This window comes from Streptomyces sp. NBC_00316 (assembly GCF_036158715.1).
Taxonomy (GTDB): domain Bacteria; phylum Actinomycetota; class Actinomycetes; order Streptomycetales; family Streptomycetaceae; genus Streptomyces.
Map to the genome: position 1 here is coordinate 808,332 of NZ_CP108023.1, position 17,658 is coordinate 825,989.

The window sequence follows — 17,658 nt, forward strand, 5'->3', positions numbered from 1 at the left end:
CTCCAGACAAGCCATCTAGCGGTTTTCATAGACCGCCTTGTGGACTGGCGTGTAACGTACGGGCGCCGGTGAGGCTTGGCAATAGGCCGGGCGAAAGAAGTTGAAACCTTCAGGTTTCCCGCTGAATCGGAGCAGCTCGGCACAGTCGGTGCAGCTGCCGACAGTGCCGCCTGGCAGGCTCTTTCGACACACACGCGATCTACAGAGGAGAGAACATGGAATCCGAACAAGGACACGGCGGCGTCCGCAGTGTGCGCCGGGCGCTGGACATCCTGTCGCTACTGACCGAGGACCAGCCCGTCGTCTCACTGAGGACGATCGTGGAGGCGACCGGCCTGGCGAAGACGACGGTGGTCCGTCTCGTCCAGACCCTGGAGCAGTACGGTCTGCTGTGGTCGACCGAGGCGGGCTACACGGCCGGGCCGGGGTTGTGGCGCTGGGCCCATCTGGCCCATGGCAGCTGGGAGCTGCCGCCGGAGACACGGAAGCTGCTGCGCGAGCTGGCCGACCGCCGCGGCGAGACGGCGAACGTGATGATCCGGCGCGATATCCACCGCGTCTGCGTCGCCCAGCAGGAAAGCCCGCAGCCACTGCGGCATGTGGTGCGGGTGGGTGACGAACTACCGCTGTGGGCGGGCGCCTCGTCGAAGGTCCTGTTGAGCGGGGCCGGCGATGGCCTTCTGCAGCGGATCGCGCTGGCCTCGCCGCACGGAAGGCCGCATGCCGAGCGGCTGCGGGAGTGGGCCGACGAGGCGGCGGCCCGCGGCTACGCCGTAAGCCACGGCGAGCGCGACATCGGCCTGACAGCCGTGGCCGTGCCGATCACCACCACGTCCGGAGTCGTGGTCGCGGCCCTCTCCCTGAGCGGCCCCACCGCGCGCATCCCACAGAGCGCGGTCGAGGACTTCGCACAGGATCTGCTGCAGGTGGCGGCACAGATCATGACCCAGGGATTCGACCACCCCATGGGACCGCGGAGCTGACAACCATGCCGGACAGCGGTGCCGTCAACGGCACCGCGAAAGGAGTCATCATCTATGCATGCGCGACCGCTCGACGGTATACGTGTCCTGGACCTGACAAATGTGCTCGCCGGCCCCTATTGCAGTTATCACCTCATGCTTCTCGGGGCGGAAGTCATCAAGATCGAGCGCCCCGGGCAGGGGGACCTGGCGCGCAACCTGGGACCCGACCCCGATCTGAACCGGGCCGGGATCGGCGCCTCCTTCCTCGCTCAGAATGCGGGCAAGAAGTCCGTGGAGCTCGACCTCAAGGACACTGCCGATCGCACGGTGTTCGAGGACATGCTGAGCGGTGCGGACGTCCTGTTGGAGAACTTCCGCGCCGGGGTCCTCACGCGGATCGGATACGGCCAGGAACGGCTCGACCAGATCAATCCCCGCCTGGTGTGCTGCTCCATCTCGGGGTTCGGGCAGAGCGGGCCCATGAGCGACGCGCCGGCCTACGACCAGATCATCCAGGGACTGTCCGGGATGATGAGCGTCACCGGCACCGCCGGCACCGCGCCACTGCGGGTCGGCTTCCCGGTGTGCGACACCACCGGCGGCCTGGCCGCCGCAATGGCGGTCAGCGCCGCTCTGCTGCACCGGGAGCGCACCGGGCAGGGCAGCCGGCTGGACGTCTCCATGCTGGAGGCGTCCCTCTCGGCAATGGGCTGGGCGGTCTCCAATTACCTGGTCAGCGGCGTACCCCCGCAGCCGATGGGCGACCAGAACGCGACCGCGGCCCCATCCGGGACCTTCCATGCGGCCGACGGCCCGCTCAACATCGCGGCCAACCAGCAGCGGCAGTTCGAGACTCTGTGCCGACTGGTCGGAGCCCCCGAACTCATCACGGACCCCCGTTTCAACGAGCGCGAGCGGCGCAAGACGCACCGCGAGGAACTGAATGCAGCGCTCAACGACGCGCTCGGCGCGCGTCCGGCCGGCGAATGGGAACACGTACTGACCGCTGCCGGGGTACCCGCCGCCCGGGTCCTCACCGTCCCGCAGGCTCTGGCCCAACCGCAGCTGCGCCACCGCCGGTTCATCACTGATCTGGAGCGCCCGGACGGATCCGGACAGCCACTGCAGGTACTGGGCAGTGGCGTGCTGTTCGACGGTGAGGCATTCCTCCCCACCGCCCCACCGCCGCTACTGGGCGAACACAACCACCAACGGGAGCAGCTCGCCGCGCGCTGGTCGTCCGCCGCAGCCGAGGAGGCACCGACTCCATGACCACACCCGCCCATGACGAGGCCGCACAGTGGTGGGCCACCGCCGTCAGCCATATCGAACCGGGAAGCATCGAACTCCGCGACCGGCCCGTACAGGAGCTGATCGGGTCGGTGGGGCTGGTCGACATGGCATGGCTCCTGCTGCGCGGAGATCTTCCCTCATCGGGGCAGTCCGCGCTGCTGGAGGCCGCATTGGTGGCCGGCGTCGACCACGGCCCGCAAGCTCCGTCCATCGCAGCCGCACGCATGGCCGCGACCTGCGGAGTCGGCCTGAACAATGCGATCGCCACTGGCGTCAACATGCTCGGCGACGTGCACGGCGGGGCCGGGCAGCAGTGTGTAGAGATGCTCGGCGAGGTACGCGCCCGCCACGGCGCCGGCCAGGAATGGGACGACGCCGCCCGCGAGGTCATGGCCGTCTGGCAGAACCGTTCCCGCTATCTGCCCGGCTTCGGCCACCGCTTTCATCCGCTCGATCCGCGCCGCGATCCGCTGCTGGGACTGACGGAGCAGGCCGTTGCGGCAGGCGTGGTGTCGGGCGAGTACCTCAACGCGGCTCTCGCCATCGAGCGCGTGCTGCACAAACGCCGCGCCGGCGCGCGACCCGTTCCGATGAACATCGACGGGGCAACGGCTGTCATCTACGCCGAACTCGGTTTTCCCGCACCGCTGGCCAGAGGGCTCTTCGTCCTGAGCCGGTCGATCGGCATCCTCGCCCACGCCTGGGAGGAGACCGGGCAGGGCCGGCGGAACAAGGGCCCTCTCCCCCGCTCGGTACTGCCGGCCCGCCTGACCCCCACCGATTCGGCCCGCGTCAACGAATCCTCGTCATAACCCTTGTCAGGCCACTGCGACGTCCTTAACGTATGGAACCGCCTCCTGGCGACCATCGTGCGGATCCATCAAACCGCACAGCGGACCATGATCCGCACTCTCCCACTCTCTCTTCCCTCGTCCCGCTCAGGGGACCACCTGGTGGCCCTGCGCCCGGACGGGCCACGTCACGAAAGAGGGTTCATGGACAGACGCAGTTTTCTCGCAACTGCCGCGGCCGGCACGACCGGCACTGTTGCGTTGCTCAACACGCCGGCCCAGGCCACCGAATCCCATTCGCTGGGGCTACCGGTTCCCAAGCAGTCGTTCAAGGCCACCGAAGGCAGCTTCCCCAAGGCTGGTGGCAACCTGGCCAACCAGAACTACTCCGCCCTCAAGAAGATCACCACGCACAACGTCAAACAACTGAAGGGCGCGTGGCACATCAACCTGGAAGGCGGCGATACCGGCTCGGCCCAGCAGTGCGCCGTCGTCGCCCAGGACGGAGTGCTCTACCTCGCCACCACGCAGCAGAACATCTTCGCCCTCAACGGCCGTACCGGCGCCGTGAAATGGAAGACCAACGTCGGCCGCGAGACCACCAACATGCGCGGGGTGGCCCTGGGCGAAGGCCTGGCCTTCACCATCTCCGGCTCCAACACCGTCTACGCACTGGAGCAGAAGACCGGTGCCGTGGTCTGGAGCAAGGACATGCTCATCGAGGATCAGGGCGATCCCGGCTGCGATCCGGCCAGTGGGCAGTGCGGCGGCAGCAAGGGCGGCCTGGCCGGCGCCGTCGTCTACTGGGACGGTCTGATCTACGTCGGCACGCAGGGCAGCACCGCCGGTGCCCGGGGCCGCGGCTACGCCCTCAAGGCATCCACGGGTGAGCTCGTCTGGACGTTCTGGGGTACTCCCGGGCCCGGCGAGTTCGGACACGACACCTGGGAGGGGGACACCTGGAAGACCGGCGGTGCGGTGTGCTGGATCCACCCGGCCGTCGACCCCGAACTGGGTCTCGTCTACTGGACCTTCGGCAACCCCTATCCCCGTACCGACGGTTCGACGCGCGGCGGGGACAACCTCTTCGCCAACTGTCTGGTCGCCATCGACGCCAAGACCGGCAGGCGGCGCTGGCACTTCCAGTCCGTCCACCACGACATCTGGGACTACGACGGCGTGATGTCGCCGGTGCTGGCCGACGTCCTCATCGCGGGCCGGAAGCGCAAGGTCGTCGTCTACGGCAGCAAGACCGGCATGTACTACATCCTCGACCGCGAGACCGGCAACCCGATGCACGGGATGGAGGAGCGTCCGGTGCCGCAGCACGCGGCACAGAAAACCGCGCCGACCCAGCCGTTCCCCGGCGGCGAGCCCTTCGTGGAGACCGAGCCGCGGATCGACAAGGCAACTCGTCCGGTGCCGTTCTATGCGACTGGGGGACTCTTCGAGGTGCACTGGGACCGCCCCACCATCCTCTACCCCGGCGCGGGCGGCGGGGCCGACTGGTCGTTCCCGTCCTTCAGCCACCGGACGGGGCTCGTCTATGTGGGCTACGGCCTGATCAACTCGGCGTACTCCAACACCCATGGAGGACGCGTCAATACCGCCCGCCCGCTGGGAGAGTACTTCGCCGGCGGACTCGCGGCGGTCGACCCACGGACCAACACCGTCACCTGGCGGCAGGAGGGCGACTGGTCACTCGCGCACGGCAATGGCATCCTCAGCACGGCGGGAGGCCTCCTCTTCCAGGGGCGTCCCGACGGTGTGCTGACCGCCCTCGACGACAGCGACGGCAAGGAACTATGGACCTGGCAGTGCGGAGCGGGTGTCAACACCAGTCCACTGACGTACGAGATCGATGGTGAGCAGTACATCGCCGTGCTGGCCGGCGGAAACGGTCTCCCCTACCCGGACATCCCGCGCGGCGACCACCTGTGGGCGTTCAAGATCGGTGGAACCGTCGGTCCGGCCACGGCCCCCGTACCGCCCTCGCGGCGCAACCAGGTCCGCACCGCGGCCGTCACCGGCGAAACGGCGGGCAACACGATCACTCTCGGCCGGATCTGGGACAGTACCAAGAAGGCTCCCGGCGCCGCGGAGAACCTGGTCGCCCAGAACGCCATGTCACCGCAGCACCTGCACATCCCCAAGGGCACCACGGTGACGTTCACCAACCCGGCGGACAACCAGTCGGCCCACGGCGCGGTGTCCTTCTTCGAGGCCGAGTTCGACACCGGGCTGCTCATGCCGGGCCAGTCGTACACCTACACCTTCGGCACGCCGGGCGAGTTCTTCTACAACGACCCGATCGCCCCACAGAACACCGGCAAGATCGTCGTCGAGTAGAGCCCGCGGCGGCGCACCACGCGGGCCGCCCAGCGCACGCGTCGCGCCCATCCGCACCGCGCGGAGCCCGCGACGCGACAGAAGGCCGGACCACATCCGGGCGCTCGATCCGCGCCGATCCGCGCTCCCCGTACGCCGATGCAGTCCGGCATGCCCGGACCCTCCGGCCACCCCGTGTTTCTTGAACCTTCCGTGTACGGGCGCGGCCGTCGCGGCGGCGCGCCACCCAACCAGTGAAGGAAGCACACTCATGTCAGGAAGAACCCTCCGAGGAAGAACGCTGAGCGCCCGCTCGGCCGTCCTCACGACGCTGGGCACAGTCATGGCCCTGGTCGTGGCCCTCATCGCCACCGGCACGCTCAGTGTGGCCCAGGGCCGGGTCGGCACCGGCGCCCGGGATCTGGGCGACCCGGACTACGGCGTCTGCCGGGGAACCGACCCCGGCTGCTACCACGACTGGGACAACTTCGACACCAGCAAGGGCTACAGAGTCCTGCTGTACACACGCACCGCAGGCCCGCGCCACGCCAACCTGGGCCCGGCCCTGGCCCCCGGCATGAACCCACCGCTCACCGACGCCAACGTGGTGCAGAACGCCATACGCACGATGGGTGCGGCAAACGGTTTCCAGGTGGACTACACCGAGGACGTCGCGCAGCTCGCCTCCCCGGCGACCCTGTTCAAGTACAACGCCGTCATCTTCTTCTCCACGAGCCGCGACGCCCTGGACGACGCCGCACAGACCTCGCTGCGGCAGTACATCCGTGGCGGCGGTGGCTTCGTCGGCATCCATAACGCCTTCGGAACCGAGTACAACTGGCCTTGGTACGAAGGCCTGTTGGGTAACGCCAACTTCTACGACCACGGCGCCGCGCAGAGCGGCACGGTGAAGACGGTGGACCGCAAGGACGTCTCCACCAAGTCGCTGCCGGGCTCGTGGAACTTCACTGACGAGTGGTACAACCTGGTACCCGCTCCGACCAGGGTGCGCGTGCTGGCCAAGGTCGACGAGTCCACTCTGGCCAGGGGTGTCACCGGCAACTACAACCACCCCGGGCACGGTGACAACCACCCGGTCGCCTGGTGCCAGTACTACGACGGGGGCCGTTCCTGGGTCACCACCCTGGGCCATGATGCCAAGGCGTTCACCACCGACGGCTCCTTCGCCGGCGCGGCCGAGTACCAGCAGCTGATCCTGGGCGGCATCGAGTCGGCCATGGGCAAGGCGCCGTTCTGCAGGTAGGAGACGAGGACTGTCCTTCCGCCACCCCCCTGACGCTCTGTCATCGGGACCGGCCGCACCGGACGGGCCGGTCCCGCTCGTCGCAGGTCTTGTCAGCCCAGCACCTCGTGTCTAACGTATGGACCGGTTCAATGGGGTCCATCTCTCGGACCAAATAAACCACACAGCGGACCATTCCATGGTGGTCGGCTCCCAAAGAAAGGCAGTTGACCATGCTCAACTCCGCCAAGACCGAACAGCAGACCGAGTCAACGCAGCCCGCCTGCGACAGCACCTGGCAGTCGCCGGACTTCACGGTCGTCGATACGGCCATGGAAGTGACCGCCTACTCGCTCAGCACCCTCTAGCACCCCACCCATGCTGCTGCGAACTCTCGGCACGGCAGCGGGTGGAGGGGTTCCTCAATGGAACTGCGCGTGCCCCGGTTGCACCGGGGCACGCCGCCACCCGGACCGACGCAGAAGGCACGACTCCCTCGCCGTCCTGAGCGAAGGTGCCGCCACCTGGTGCCTCGTCAACGCCGGCCCCGACACGGCGGAGCAGATCGAGGCGCACCCCGAGCTGCGTCCCGGCTCGGGTCAACGGCGGACGCCGGTGGTGAGGATCATCCTCACCGATGCCGAACTTGACCACACATTGGGCCTGTTGAGGTTGCGCGAGGCCGAGCACCTGGAGATATTCGCAACCCGGCCGGTCAGGGAGGCGTTGCGCGAACGATTGGGTCTCGACCACGTGCTGACGCCGTACACGACGGCCACCTGGCGGGACCTCCCGCTGCCGGGCATGGCCCCGGCCACCGAGGTGGCCGGCCTCCGGATCAGCGCGATCCCGTTGTCCACCAAGCGTCCGCGCTATGCCTGTGATGCACCGGTGGACGATTGCTGGGTGGTCGCCGTACGCATCGAGGACCCGGGCCACCGCACGACCGCCCTGTACGCTCCTGCACTCGCGACATGGAGCGACGCCTTCGAAAAGGCAGTCGCGGAAGCCGACTGCGTCTTCCTCGACGGAACCTTCTGGGACAACGAGGAACCACGACACACCGGCATTTCCGGACGCACTGCCACCAGCATGGGGCATCTGCCCGTCGCCGGGGCGGAAGGCACGGCCGAACGGCTGGCACACGTCGCTGCCCGCTGCCTCTACACCCATCTCAACAATACGAATCCTCTGGTCGATCCCACCGCACCCCAGCACGCGCAACTCGCCGCACTGGGGCTGGAAGTGGCCCAGGACGGGATGCTGATCTCCCTATGACCACCGCACTCGCAGGGCATATCGCCGATCCCTTCGGTCCGGCTGAATTCGAATCACAACTCAGAGACTTGGCGCAGCGCCGCTACCACGACAGGCACCCGTTCAACATCCGCATGCATGAAGGTTCGCTGAAACCGGCGGAGTTGCGCACCTGGGTCGCCAACCGCTTCTACTACCAACGGCACATACCAGTGAAGGACGCCCTGATCCTCGCCAAGCTTCCAGAGCCCGCGATGCGGCGCGCATGGCTGCGCCGCATCCAGGACCACGACGGGCTGCGCGAGGGCGAGGGCGGCATCGAACGCTGGCTCCGGCTGGGCGAGGCGGTCGGTCTGGACCGCGCCGCGCTGCAGTCCGGCGACACCGTGCTTACGGGTGTGCGATTCGCCGTCGACGCCTATGTGAACTTCTGCCGGCTGCACTCACCTCTGGAGGCAGTGGCCTCCTCTCTGACCGAGCTGTGTGCGCCGGACATCATGACGACGCGTCTGGAGGCCTTCCCCCGTCATTACCCCTGGATCGAGGAATCCGGTCTCGCCTACTTCCGCAGCAGGGTGCCCCAGGGGCGCCGCGATGGGGCGGAGGCACTGAGCTGGGTAGTGGACTGGGCACGTACCCGTGCGGACCAGGAGAGGGCGCTGGCCGCGCTCTCCTTCAAATGCGATGTCCTGTGGGCCCTGCTGGACAGTGTGGAGCCGGCGGGGCGGACGGAGTCCGTCCGATGACCGCGCCCACCGACGAACAGTGGCGTCCGCGGCTGGCCCCGGCCCTGGTACTGCGCCACGACCGCACCCGGGGCAAGGACGTGCTGCTCCTGCCCGAGCGGGTGGTGGTTCTGCAGGGCGGCGCCGGCCCGATCATGGAACTGTGCGACGGTTCGCGCAGCGTGGCGCAGATCGTCGAGGAGCTCTCGGAGCGGTTTCCGGCCGCGCCCGTCCGCGACGAAGTGGGCCCCTTTCTCGACCGACTGCTGAAAGAAGGCTGGATACGGTGACCGGGACCGCGCCGCCCTGGGGCCTGCTGGCGGAGCTCACGCACGCCTGCCCCCTGCACTGCGGATACTGCTCCAACCCGCTTGAACTGACCCGGCGTTCGCAGGAGATGTCCGCCGCACAATGGGTGGATGTCTTCAGCCAGGCAGCGGACCTCGGTGTGCTGCAGACGCATCTGTCCGGTGGCGAACCCCTTCTGCGCAAGGACCTGGACTTCATTGTCGCGGGTGCGGACGCCGCCGGTGTGTACACCCAGTTGGTGACCAGTGGATCAGGCCTCACCGGCACTCGTCTCGACACACTGGCGGACGCCGGACTGCGCAGCGTCCAGCTGTCGGTGCAGCACTCCGACCCCGCCGCCTCCGACCGCCTGGCCGGCAGCCGCGCGTTTGCGGCCAAGGAGACGGCCGCCGCGCTCGTCGGGAAGGCCGGGCTGCCGCTGGGCGTCAACGTGGTGCTGCACCGACACAATCTGGACGCCCTGGACGACCTCGTGGAACTCGCGCTGCGCTGGGGGGCGGACCGTATCGAGCTCGCCAACACCCAGTTCTACGGATGGGGGCTGCTCAACCGCGATGCCCTGCTGCCCAGCCGCGACCAGCTCGGCCGGGCGGCCGAATCGGTATCCCGCTGGCGCGAGCGGCTGCAAGGACACATGGAGATCGTGTGGGTCGCTCCCGACTACTTCGACGGCACGGCCAAGCCCTGCATGGGCGGCTGGGGAGCGATCTCCCTCACCGTGACGCCCGACGGCACCGTCCTGCCTTGCCCCGCCGCCGCGACACTGCCCGGGCTGGACCCCGTCAACGTAAGGGACCACGCACTGCGCTGGATCTGGGAGGAGTCGAAGTCCTTCAACCTGTACCGCGGCACCGACTGGATGACATCGCCCTGTCGCAGCTGTGACCGGCGCGAACAGGATTTCGGCGGCTGCCGCTGCCAGGCCTTCGCACTGACCGGCGACGCCACCCGGACCGACCCGGCCTGCTCGCTCTCCCCCGACCACGGCGCCCTGACCGCCCTGACCCTGACCGGGCACGTACCCGGGAAACCGCTGGTTCCCCGGCGGCCGACGGTCAGGGCCACCACGGCGACGTCCCGTCCCTGACGGCCCGAGGCTACTGCGCCAGCTGTGCGGCCAGCCGGACATGGGCGCTCTGTTCCCCGAATCCCCGGTAGTCCTCGTCCCGCTGCACGATCTCGAAGAAGACGTTCCCGATCGTGCGGGTGTAGCAGTGCCGGAACTGGCCTTTCTCGTCACGGTCGTAGAGGATGCCCAGTTCCCGGTACGTCTCCAGCTCACCGGGGCCGAATTCGAACCGGGCGGCCAGATCGTCGTAGTAGTTGTCGGGGACCGGCAGCAGCTGGCCGGCGTCGCGCAGCCTCCGGGTGGCGGAGACGATGTCGTGCGTGGCGAGCGCGATGTGCTGGGAGGCGGCGGCGCTGTCGGTGGGCGCCGGTTCGATGCTCAGGGCGATACGGACGCCACCGTCCGGGGTGCTGACGGCGCGGCTGCGCCGGAGTCCGTACGGGTCGGGGACGTCCACGCTGTCGTGGGGCTGCAGCCCGATCACGCTGCGGTAGAACAGGATCGCCTCGTCGTACTGGTGCCAGGGCTGGGTGAGCGCGACATGGTCGACGCCGACGACGCACCCGCCGCCCGGCCGGTGGGGCACCTGCTGGAAGTCGTTCAGCCAGTTGGGCAGATTCGTCCGGTCGGTGGCGCAGAAGAACAGTTCGGTGCCGTCGGGGGCGGCGACCGTGTCGATGGGCGTGTCCTGACCGGACCCGACGCGGAAGGACCGGAGCACCCATGGACTCGGCGCGCTCGGCCGCGGCTGCCGGGTCCGGCGACTCCAGTCCGACCGCGGCCAGCGAGAGGCTGCCGCGCCCGGTGGCGGGGGCCGTATTGACGAGGATGCGGGCGACGCCCTGTTCCCACAGATCCACCGGCTTGGACGTGTGCTTTCGGGTGCGGGTGAAGCCGAGCGCGCCCAGCATGGTCGACACGCGTTCGGTGTCCGGGGTGACGAGTTCGGCGAAGGTGACCGCGGTGGGCGTGACCGGTGCGGGCGGATCGGTGATCCCGGCGGCCTCCTGGAGCGCGACGAGGGAACGCATCGCGTCGGCCGCGGTGCGCCCCGAATCGGCCTGCCGGAAGACATCGTTGAAGACTTCCAGTGAGAGCGGCCCCTGATAGCCGGCGCGCACCGTGGACCGTACCAAGCCGGCGAGGTCGAACTCGCCCTGTCCCGGGAAGCAGCGGTAGTGCCGGCTCCACTGCAGGACGTCCATGGTCATCAGCGGTGCGTCGGCAAGCTGCAGGAAGAAGATCTTCTCGCCGGGAATGGACTCGATGCCTCTGGGATCCGAACCGCGGGCGAGGATGTGAAAGCTGTCCAGACAGACGCCGAGGGACGGATGGTCCGCGGACTCGACCATGCGCCAGGCGTGGTCGTACGTGTTGACATGGCGCCCCCAGGCAAGTGCCTCGTAGGCGACGCGGATCTCGTACTCTGCGGCCAGGTCTGCGAGTTGGTGCAGCTGGTCGGCGGCGAGCGCGTCGTCGTCCATCGCCTGGGCCGAAACATTGGAGCACACCAACACGGTGTCGGCGCCGAGGCGGCGCATGACGCGGAACTTGTGCTCGGCACGACGCAGGTTGTGTGCGAAGGCGTCGGCGGGCAGTCCTTCCATGTCACGCATCGGCTGATAGAGGTAGACGCCCAGCCCGAGATCGGCGGCGCGGTCCTTGATCTGCTCGGGCCCGAGAGGACTGGCCAGCAGATCGTTCTCGAAGATTTCGACGCCGTCGAATCCGGCGCGGGCCACGGCATTGAGCTTCTCGGTCAATGTGCCGCTGATCGAGACGGTGGCGATGGACGTACGCATGGTGATCCTCTTCCTGACTTCAGATGCGGGGACCCGGGCCCTGGGCGAGTTCCGCGATGTCGGCGAGCATCCGCGCGGAGTCGGGTTCGCGGCCGGTGATCAGCCGGAAGGCGTCGGCGGCCTGGAACGCTGCCATGCCGGCACCGCTCAACGTGGTGCAGCCCAGAGCTCGGGCGGTCGTCAGTAGTTCCGTCTCCAGTGGCCGGTAGACCACTTCCGCGACCCATAGCGAGGGACGGAGGAGAGCAGCAGGGAGCGGGATCCCGGGATGAGCGGCCATTCCCATGGGAGTCGCGTGCACCAGGCCGTCGCAGTGAGCCATGGCCGCCGCAAGCTCGCGCGGGCCGGCTGCCACCACGCGCTCGGCGCCGAAGCGCTGGTTGAACGTGGCCGCGAGCGCTGTGGCCCGGGCGGGTTCGGTGTCCACAAGGGTCAGTTGCCCGGCGCCCAGGGTGAGCAGCGCATGGGCCACAGCGGCCCCGGCACCTCCCGCTCCCAGCTGAACGACCCGTTCCATCGGCACGTCGGGAAGTCCCCGGGCGAACGAGGCGGCGAATCCGGTGACATCCGTGTTGTGGCCCGTGGCACAGCCGTCCCGGAACACGACGGTGTTGACCGCGCCGAGCACCTCCGCCTGCGGGGCGAGTGCGTCCAGGTGTGGGACGACCAACTGCTTGCACGGATGCGTGATGTTCAGCCCGTCGTACCCGAGGTCACGCGCCGCCCGCACAATGTCCCCGACCTTTTCCGGAGCGACACCGAGGGTGTCCAGGTCGATGAGCCGGTACACGTAGCGCAGCCCCTGGCGATCCGCTTCCTGTTCGTGCAGGGCGGGACTGAGGGAAGGGCCTACACCTGCGCCGATCAGTCCGACGAGATACGTCCTCCGGTTCACCGGATCTCCTTGTTCACAAGCTGTGCGAGGTGGGCGAGCGCCAGCGCGTACCCATGGGATCCGGCGCCGCAGATCACCGCGTCGGCCACGGCCGAGACATGGCTGTGGTGACGGAACGGCTCCCTGCGATGGATGTTCGACAGGTGCACTTCGACCACAGGCCGGTGCACCGCGGCCAGCGCGTCCCGGATCGCAACCGAAGTGTGGCTGTAGGCACCCGGATTGATCACGATCCCGTGATGCGCGCCGCGGGCCTCGTGGATGGCATCGATCAGAACGCCTTCGTGGTTGCTCTGCCTGCAGTCCGCCTCGAGCCCGTGCGTGGCGGCGGCGTCGCGGCAGAGCGCATCCACTTCACCAAGTGTCTCCTTGCCGTAGATCGCGGGCTCGCGCGATCCGAGCAGGTTGAGGTTGGGGCCGTTGAGAACGAGCACGCGGTCGGTGACCGAGTCGGTGTCCTGGCTCATCGCACCTCCATCAATGTACGAACTAGTACGTTACTTATAGCAACAACGCTGCACGTCGAGAACCCCTGGTCCGGAACTCACACCCTGGCCTGCTCCTACAATCACGGGAGCATCCCGATCACCCCCAGCAGAGGAGCCGGATGGCCGCCGCCAACGAGCCGACAGGGGCCGCCGAGCGCACTCGCGACGCAGCTCGCACCCGAGCCGAGATCCTGGAGGTGGCAACCACGGAATTCGCCCGCGCCGGCTACGCGGGGGCCCGGGTCGACGAGATCGCCTCACTCACCCGCACCACGAAGCGGATGATCTATTACTACTTCGGCAGCAAGGAACGGCTGTTCACCGCGGTGCTCGAGCGGGCGTACACGGAAATCCGCGAAACGGAACGCTCCCTGGACGTGGAGCACCTGGATCCCGTCGCGGCAACCCGCAGGCTGGTCGAGCTGACCTTCGACCACCATGAGGCACACCCGGACTTCATCCGACTGGTCAGCATCGAGAACATCCACGAGGCCGAGCACATCATCGGCTCCGAGAGACTCAGCAAGCTCGGCTCGCCCGCCACCGAGGTGCTGCAGCGCATCCTTGACGCCGGCCGCTCGTCGGGTCTGTTCCATGCCGAGGCGGACGCCGTGGACGTCCACGCGATGATCAGCTCGTTCTGCTTCTTCCGCGTCTCCAACCGCCACACATTCGGCGCGCTGTTCGGCCGGGACCTGGTCGCGGCAGACCGGCGGGAGCACTACCGGAACATGCTCGCGGACATGATCATCGCCTACCTGACAGCGGAGCGGGCCAAGGGATGAGGCAGGGGCGTCTACAGCGCGCCCGACAGCGAAGCACCCTCTGCCCACCCTTGACAGCCACGTGGGGCTGCCGCAAGATCCCTAGCCAGCCCCTCAATGAACTATCTAGTGCGTTACCTGACGTCGCATTCACCTCGCGTCCACGGGCCGGATCCATCGTGGATTCCCCTCAGCACGTCCGCACCCGCACCCGCGCCCCGGCCAGTACGGAACGTCCACAAAGGAGTTCGACGTGACCGTCCACGAAGCAGCTGACTCTGCCCCTCCCCCTCAGGCCCAGCCCCGGCAAGCGGCACTGGGAGCCTGGATCGGCAGCGCCCTCGAGTACTACGACTTCTTCATCTATGGCAGCGCGGCAGCGTTGATCTTCCCGAAGGTCTTCTTCGACACGTCCGATCCGGCCAACGCCGCGCTGCTGTCGCTGGCCACCTTCGGAGTCGCCTACGCCGCCCGTCCCGTCGGAGCCCTCTTCCTCGGCCACCTGGGCGACCGCCTCGGGCGCAAAAAGATCATGCTCTCCACACTTGTCATGATGGGTGTGTCCACCTTTCTCATCGGCTGCCTCCCCACCCGGCACGAGATCGGTGCCGTTGCCCCGCTCCTGCTGGTCCTTCTCCGCGTCCTTCAGGGCATTTCGGCAGCCGGCGAGCAGGCCAGCGCCAGCTCCATGAGCCTGGAGCACGCGCCCGCCCACCACCGTGGTTACTTCTCGAGCTTCACCCTCAATGGCACGCAGGCGGGCCAGTTGATCGCCACTCTGGTCTTCATCCCCGTCACCCAGCTCCCGGACAGTCAGCTCCTCAGCTGGGGATGGCGCGTGCCTTTCTGGCTCAGTGCCGTTGTGGCCGTCGTGGGCTACTTCATCCGCCGCAATCTCAGGGAGACACCCGCCTTCGCGCAGCAGGCAGACGTCGAAGGCGTCGCGAAACTGCCCCTGGTCGTACTCTTCCGGGACCATTGGGCCGACGTACTACGGGTCGTTGCGGGCGCACTCGTGGCATCGGTCAGCACGCTCTTCACGGTCTGGGCGCTGGCGTACGCCACCAGCGATTCCGTCGGTCTCGGCCGCACGGGCATGCTGTGGACCGGGGCGCTCGCCAACGTCGTCGCTCTCGGTGCGATTCCGCTCTGGGCACGCCTCTCCGACCGCATCGGCCGCAAACCGGTCTACCTCATCGGCGCGGCCGGCAGCGCGGTCATGATGGCCCTGTATCTCTGGTCCATCTCCACCAGGCAGTTCCCGCTGGTTCTCGTGGTGGGTGTCCTCACGTTCGGCGTCGTATACAGCGCGGCGAACGGCATCTGGCCCGCCTTCTACGGCGAGATGTTCCCGACCAAGGTCCGGCTGTCCGGCATGGCGGTCGGCACTCAGACCGGGTTCGCTCTGTCCGGCTTCGCCGTGACGTACGCCGCGCACATCGCGGGCCCCGCAGGAGACGACTGGCCCGCGGTGGCCCTGTTCAGTGCCCTGTTGTGCATCCCTCCCGTCATCACGGGGATCACCGCGCGGGAGACGCACAGGACCCCGTCCGAGCAACTCGGCCTGCGCCCAGGCGCCCCGGCCGCCCGTGCCGCGGTTGCTCGGGGCGCGTCGGCACCCTTCGAACGGGAGCGTCAGCTGGGCCGCTGATCCCGGGCTGTTGAGAGCAGGCCCACCCCGTCGTACCTGGACGAGGGCTCGGGTCGCCTCGGACGGGCGGTGCGCCGTCACCGCCCGGTTTCGTGGAACGCCCGCCGCAGCGCCGGGAAGCCGCGGTCCTCGCGGGTGGGATGGACGCGGTTCGTCAGAAGGACCGCGTACCGGCCCGCTTCCGGGTCGATCCACAGGCTGGTGCCGGTGAATCCGGTGTGGCCGTAGGAGGCCGGGCCGAAGGCGTCGCCCACCGGGGAACCGACCGGGTCCTGGCCCTGCCAGGCGAGGGCGCGGCGCAGGTTCAGGCCGTCGGTGCGGGGCGCGGTCATCAGGGCGAGGGTGCCGGGCTCCAGCAGCCGCGGCCCGCCGCCGAGGAGCGAGCGGGCGATCCGTTCCATGTCCGCCAGGGTGGAGAACAGGCCCGCGTGCCCCGCGATGCCGCCGAGCACCACGGTGTTCTCGTCGTGCACCTCGCCGACGACGGTCCGGCCGCGCCAGGGGCAGTGCTCGGTCGCGACCGTCCGCGCCCGGTCGGCCGGCCCCGGCCTGAAACGGGTGTCGGTGAGCCCGAGCGGTGTGCAGACAAGGTCCGTCACCAGCCGGTCCAGGCTGTGGCCCGCGGCCTGTTCGGCAATGAGACCGAGCAGCATGAAGCCTTGGGAGGAGTACTGAACCCGGGTGCCAGGTGCGGCGGTGTGCGACAGTGTCCCGAGTGCGGTGAGGAGCGCCTCGCGCGTGGGATGGTCCCGGTACATCGGGACGCCACCGGGCAGGCCGGAAGTGTGGTCCAGCAACTGTGCCACGGTCAGCGACGCCTGGGGGCCGTCCCGGTAGCGGTCCACGTGGTGGCCGACGGTGTCGTCGAGGCGCAGGGCGCCGCGTTCGACGAGTGCCATGACCACCAGGCCCACGATCGGCTTGGTCACCGAGGCGAGGTCCCACAGATCGATGCCGTCCAGGGGCGCCCCGTCCTGGGCCCGGGTCCCCGACCAGCCGCGGTCGTAGGGCCCTTGGGTGGTGCCCAGCGACCAGGCGGCGCCCGAGTACAGGCCGCGTTCCCGGCCGTGGTCCAGCAGCCGGCGGCGCAGCGAGGCGGCTGTGCTGTCGATGCCGGGCGCTTCGGCAGCCGACTCGTGGCCTGCCGCACCGCCACCGCCCGCCGGGTGCCCCCGCGTCTCGGCGCGACCCCCGCTCATCGCGTCTCCCCCGCGCTGCGGCCCGCGTCCGTGACCAGGCCGAGCCGCACGCCCGCCTGCGCGGACAGGCTCGTCGAGACCGCGCCCGCCGCGGCCCGCACCATGGGGCCGTAGAGTTCCGCGGCCGCGTCGTCGAGAGTGAAGGCGAGGCCCGTCAGCACGATCACTCCGACGGGCCGTCCCGCACCGTCGCGTACCGCGGCGGCCAGTGCTCGCCGGTCCTGCCAGGCGTCCGTACCGTCGAAGGCGTATCCGCGCCGCACGATGTCGGCCAGTGCGGCGCGCGTGGCGTCGGTGGTATCGGAGTCGTCCACGCCGGCCAGGATGCGGTCGGTCTCGTCGAGCGGCAGGGCGGCCAGGAGCGCGAATCCCGCGCCGCCCGCGGTGAGGTGTTCTCGATATCCCGGGCGCAGGTCGAGGCCGAGTCCCTGGGCGGGCGCAAGGACGTCCAGGTGCACGAGGGTTCGGTCGTCACGCACCGCGTAGGAGGCGAACAGCCCGGTGCGGACGCGCAGTTCGGCGAGGACCGGGCGGGCCAGGGCCAGCGCGGCGTCGTCGTCGAGGACGCGCGCGGCGAGCCCGAGCAGCCGGGGGCCGGCCCGGTAGCTGCCCTGCTGCACGGGTTCGGCGAAGCCCTGCGCGGCGAGGGAGCGCAACAGGCGGTGCACGGTGGGTTTGGCGAGCCCGGTGTGTCGGGCCAGGTCGGCCAGGCGGTGCGGCGCCCCCGTCTCGACCAGCGCCGACAGCACCTCCATGGCCTTGTCCACCGGGCCGGGCGCGGGTGGTGCCGCGGCCGGGGCGGTGGAGTCCTGCGTCTGCGAACGGCTATTGACCGGTTTCCCCATGTCGCCTAGCTTACCCGTACTGCATTCCATTCAC

16 protein-coding genes and 1 pseudogene are annotated in these 17,658 nt (G+C 68.8%); 12 read left to right on the forward strand and 5 right to left on the reverse strand.

Annotation, left to right across the window (positions count from 1 at the left end; all coding sequences use genetic code 11):
- Window positions 1-215: 215 nt before the first annotated feature.
- The 10 genes from OG878_RS03725 (at window position 216) to pqqE (ending at window position 9,998) form a co-directional block, all read left to right on the forward strand.
- Window positions 216-983: an IclR family transcriptional regulator gene (locus OG878_RS03725; RefSeq protein WP_328885397.1), complete on the forward strand. Its 768-nt coding sequence runs from the start codon at window positions 216-218 to the stop codon at window positions 981-983.
- A gap of 54 nt (window positions 984-1,037) precedes the next feature.
- A complete protein-coding gene (locus OG878_RS03730) occupies window positions 1,038-2,237 on the forward strand; it encodes a CaiB/BaiF CoA transferase family protein (RefSeq protein ID WP_328885398.1) in 1,200 nt (399 codons plus the stop codon).
- The gene (locus tag OG878_RS03735) at window positions 2,234-3,070 is read left to right on the forward strand and encodes a citryl-CoA lyase (protein WP_328885399.1); all 837 of its coding nucleotides are present in this window, start codon (window positions 2,234-2,236) and stop codon (window positions 3,068-3,070) included. Before OG878_RS03730 ends, OG878_RS03735 begins: the two co-directional genes overlap by 4 nt.
- Before the next feature lie 183 nt (window positions 3,071-3,253).
- Window positions 3,254-5,398 carry an outer membrane protein assembly factor BamB family protein gene (locus tag OG878_RS03740; protein ID WP_328885400.1) on the forward strand — a complete coding sequence of 715 codons (2,145 nt, stop codon included), beginning with the start codon at window positions 3,254-3,256 and terminating at the stop codon, window positions 5,396-5,398.
- A gap of 250 nt (window positions 5,399-5,648) precedes the next feature.
- Window positions 5,649-6,641, forward strand: coding sequence for a ThuA domain-containing protein (locus OG878_RS03745; protein WP_328885401.1), 993 nt, complete (start codon window positions 5,649-5,651; stop codon window positions 6,639-6,641).
- A gap of 206 nt (window positions 6,642-6,847) precedes the next feature.
- The gene (gene pqqA, locus OG878_RS03750) at window positions 6,848-6,988 is read left to right on the forward strand and encodes a pyrroloquinoline quinone precursor peptide PqqA (protein WP_328885402.1); all 141 of its coding nucleotides are present in this window, start codon (window positions 6,848-6,850) and stop codon (window positions 6,986-6,988) included.
- Between the two features lie 10 nt (window positions 6,989-6,998).
- A complete protein-coding gene (gene pqqB / locus OG878_RS03755) occupies window positions 6,999-7,898 on the forward strand; it encodes a pyrroloquinoline quinone biosynthesis protein PqqB (RefSeq protein WP_328885403.1) in 900 nt (299 codons plus the stop codon).
- Window positions 7,895-8,623, forward strand: a complete 729-nt coding sequence (pqqC, locus tag OG878_RS03760; protein ID WP_328885404.1) for a pyrroloquinoline-quinone synthase PqqC — start codon at window positions 7,895-7,897, stop codon at window positions 8,621-8,623. Before pqqB ends, pqqC begins: the two co-directional genes overlap by 4 nt.
- A complete protein-coding gene (pqqD, locus tag OG878_RS03765; RefSeq protein WP_328885405.1) occupies window positions 8,620-8,892 on the forward strand; it encodes a pyrroloquinoline quinone biosynthesis peptide chaperone PqqD in 273 nt (90 codons plus the stop codon). The genes pqqC and pqqD overlap by 4 nt, the downstream gene beginning before the upstream one ends.
- Window positions 8,889-9,998 carry a pyrroloquinoline quinone biosynthesis protein PqqE gene (pqqE, locus tag OG878_RS03770; RefSeq protein ID WP_328885406.1) on the forward strand — a complete coding sequence of 370 codons (1,110 nt, stop codon included), beginning with the start codon at window positions 8,889-8,891 and terminating at the stop codon, window positions 9,996-9,998. Before pqqD ends, pqqE begins: the two co-directional genes overlap by 4 nt.
- A 10-nt stretch (window positions 9,999-10,008) precedes the next feature.
- Here the strand turns inward: pqqE and OG878_RS03775 are convergent.
- The 3 genes and pseudogenes from OG878_RS03775 to aroQ all read right to left on the reverse strand — a co-directional run bounded on the left by OG878_RS03775 (window position 10,009) and on the right by aroQ (window position 13,144).
- Window positions 10,009-11,782, reverse strand: a pseudogene (locus OG878_RS03775) (bifunctional sugar phosphate isomerase/epimerase/4-hydroxyphenylpyruvate dioxygenase family protein).
- 19 nt (window positions 11,783-11,801) lie between these two features.
- Entirely contained in the window at window positions 11,802-12,677 is an 876-nt protein-coding gene (locus tag OG878_RS03780) for a shikimate dehydrogenase (RefSeq protein WP_328885407.1), read from the reverse strand.
- The gene (aroQ, locus tag OG878_RS03785) at window positions 12,674-13,144 is read right to left on the reverse strand and encodes a type II 3-dehydroquinate dehydratase (protein ID WP_328885408.1); all 471 of its coding nucleotides are present in this window, start codon (window positions 13,142-13,144) and stop codon (window positions 12,674-12,676) included. The genes OG878_RS03780 and aroQ overlap by 4 nt, the downstream gene beginning before the upstream one ends.
- 140 nt (window positions 13,145-13,284) lie before the next feature.
- Between aroQ and OG878_RS03790 the strand changes: the two genes are divergently transcribed.
- Window positions 13,285-13,950 (forward strand): TetR family transcriptional regulator, encoded by a 666-nt coding sequence (locus OG878_RS03790; protein WP_328885409.1) that lies wholly within the window; start codon window positions 13,285-13,287, stop codon window positions 13,948-13,950.
- A 232-nt stretch (window positions 13,951-14,182) separates the two neighbouring features.
- The gene (locus tag OG878_RS03795; protein WP_328885410.1) at window positions 14,183-15,580 is read left to right on the forward strand and encodes an MFS transporter; all 1,398 of its coding nucleotides are present in this window, start codon (window positions 14,183-14,185) and stop codon (window positions 15,578-15,580) included.
- A 77-nt stretch (window positions 15,581-15,657) separates the two neighbouring features.
- Here OG878_RS03795 and OG878_RS03800 read toward each other — a convergent pair whose 3' ends face one another.
- Together OG878_RS03800 and OG878_RS03805 are read right to left on the reverse strand one after the other, a co-directional pair.
- Entirely contained in the window at window positions 15,658-16,779 is a 1,122-nt protein-coding gene (locus OG878_RS03800) for a serine hydrolase domain-containing protein (RefSeq protein ID WP_328885411.1), read from the reverse strand.
- Window positions 16,776-17,624, reverse strand: a complete 849-nt coding sequence (locus OG878_RS03805) for an IclR family transcriptional regulator (protein WP_328885412.1) — start codon at window positions 17,622-17,624, stop codon at window positions 16,776-16,778. The genes OG878_RS03800 and OG878_RS03805 overlap by 4 nt, the downstream gene beginning before the upstream one ends.
- Between the last annotated feature and the right edge of the window lie 34 nt (window positions 17,625-17,658).

What these genes read in the sequence shown, in the direction of transcription:
- OG878_RS03800 (WP_328885411.1), bottom strand. Translation starts at nt 16,779, where the DNA reads ATGAGCGGGGGTCGCGCCGAGACGCGGGGGCACCCGGCGGGCGGTGGC.
- OG878_RS03745 (WP_328885401.1), top strand. Translation starts at nt 5,649, where the DNA reads ATGTCAGGAAGAACCCTCCGAGGAAGAACGCTGAGCGCCCGCTCGGCC.
- pqqD (WP_328885405.1), top strand. Translation starts at nt 8,620, where the DNA reads ATGACCGCGCCCACCGACGAACAGTGGCGTCCGCGGCTGGCCCCGGCC.
- pqqB (WP_328885403.1), top strand. Translation starts at nt 6,999, where the DNA reads ATGCTGCTGCGAACTCTCGGCACGGCAGCGGGTGGAGGGGTTCCTCAA.
- OG878_RS03790 (WP_328885409.1), top strand. Translation starts at nt 13,285, where the DNA reads ATGGCCGCCGCCAACGAGCCGACAGGGGCCGCCGAGCGCACTCGCGAC.
- aroQ (WP_328885408.1), bottom strand. Translation starts at nt 13,144, where the DNA reads ATGAGCCAGGACACCGACTCGGTCACCGACCGCGTGCTCGTTCTCAAC.
- OG878_RS03735 (WP_328885399.1), top strand. Translation starts at nt 2,234, where the DNA reads ATGACCACACCCGCCCATGACGAGGCCGCACAGTGGTGGGCCACCGCC.
- OG878_RS03740 (WP_328885400.1), top strand. Translation starts at nt 3,254, where the DNA reads ATGGACAGACGCAGTTTTCTCGCAACTGCCGCGGCCGGCACGACCGGC.
- pqqC (WP_328885404.1), top strand. Translation starts at nt 7,895, where the DNA reads ATGACCACCGCACTCGCAGGGCATATCGCCGATCCCTTCGGTCCGGCT.
- OG878_RS03805 (WP_328885412.1), bottom strand. Translation starts at nt 17,624, where the DNA reads ATGGGGAAACCGGTCAATAGCCGTTCGCAGACGCAGGACTCCACCGCC.
- OG878_RS03730 (WP_328885398.1), top strand. Translation starts at nt 1,038, where the DNA reads ATGCATGCGCGACCGCTCGACGGTATACGTGTCCTGGACCTGACAAAT.
- OG878_RS03725 (WP_328885397.1), top strand. Translation starts at nt 216, where the DNA reads ATGGAATCCGAACAAGGACACGGCGGCGTCCGCAGTGTGCGCCGGGCG.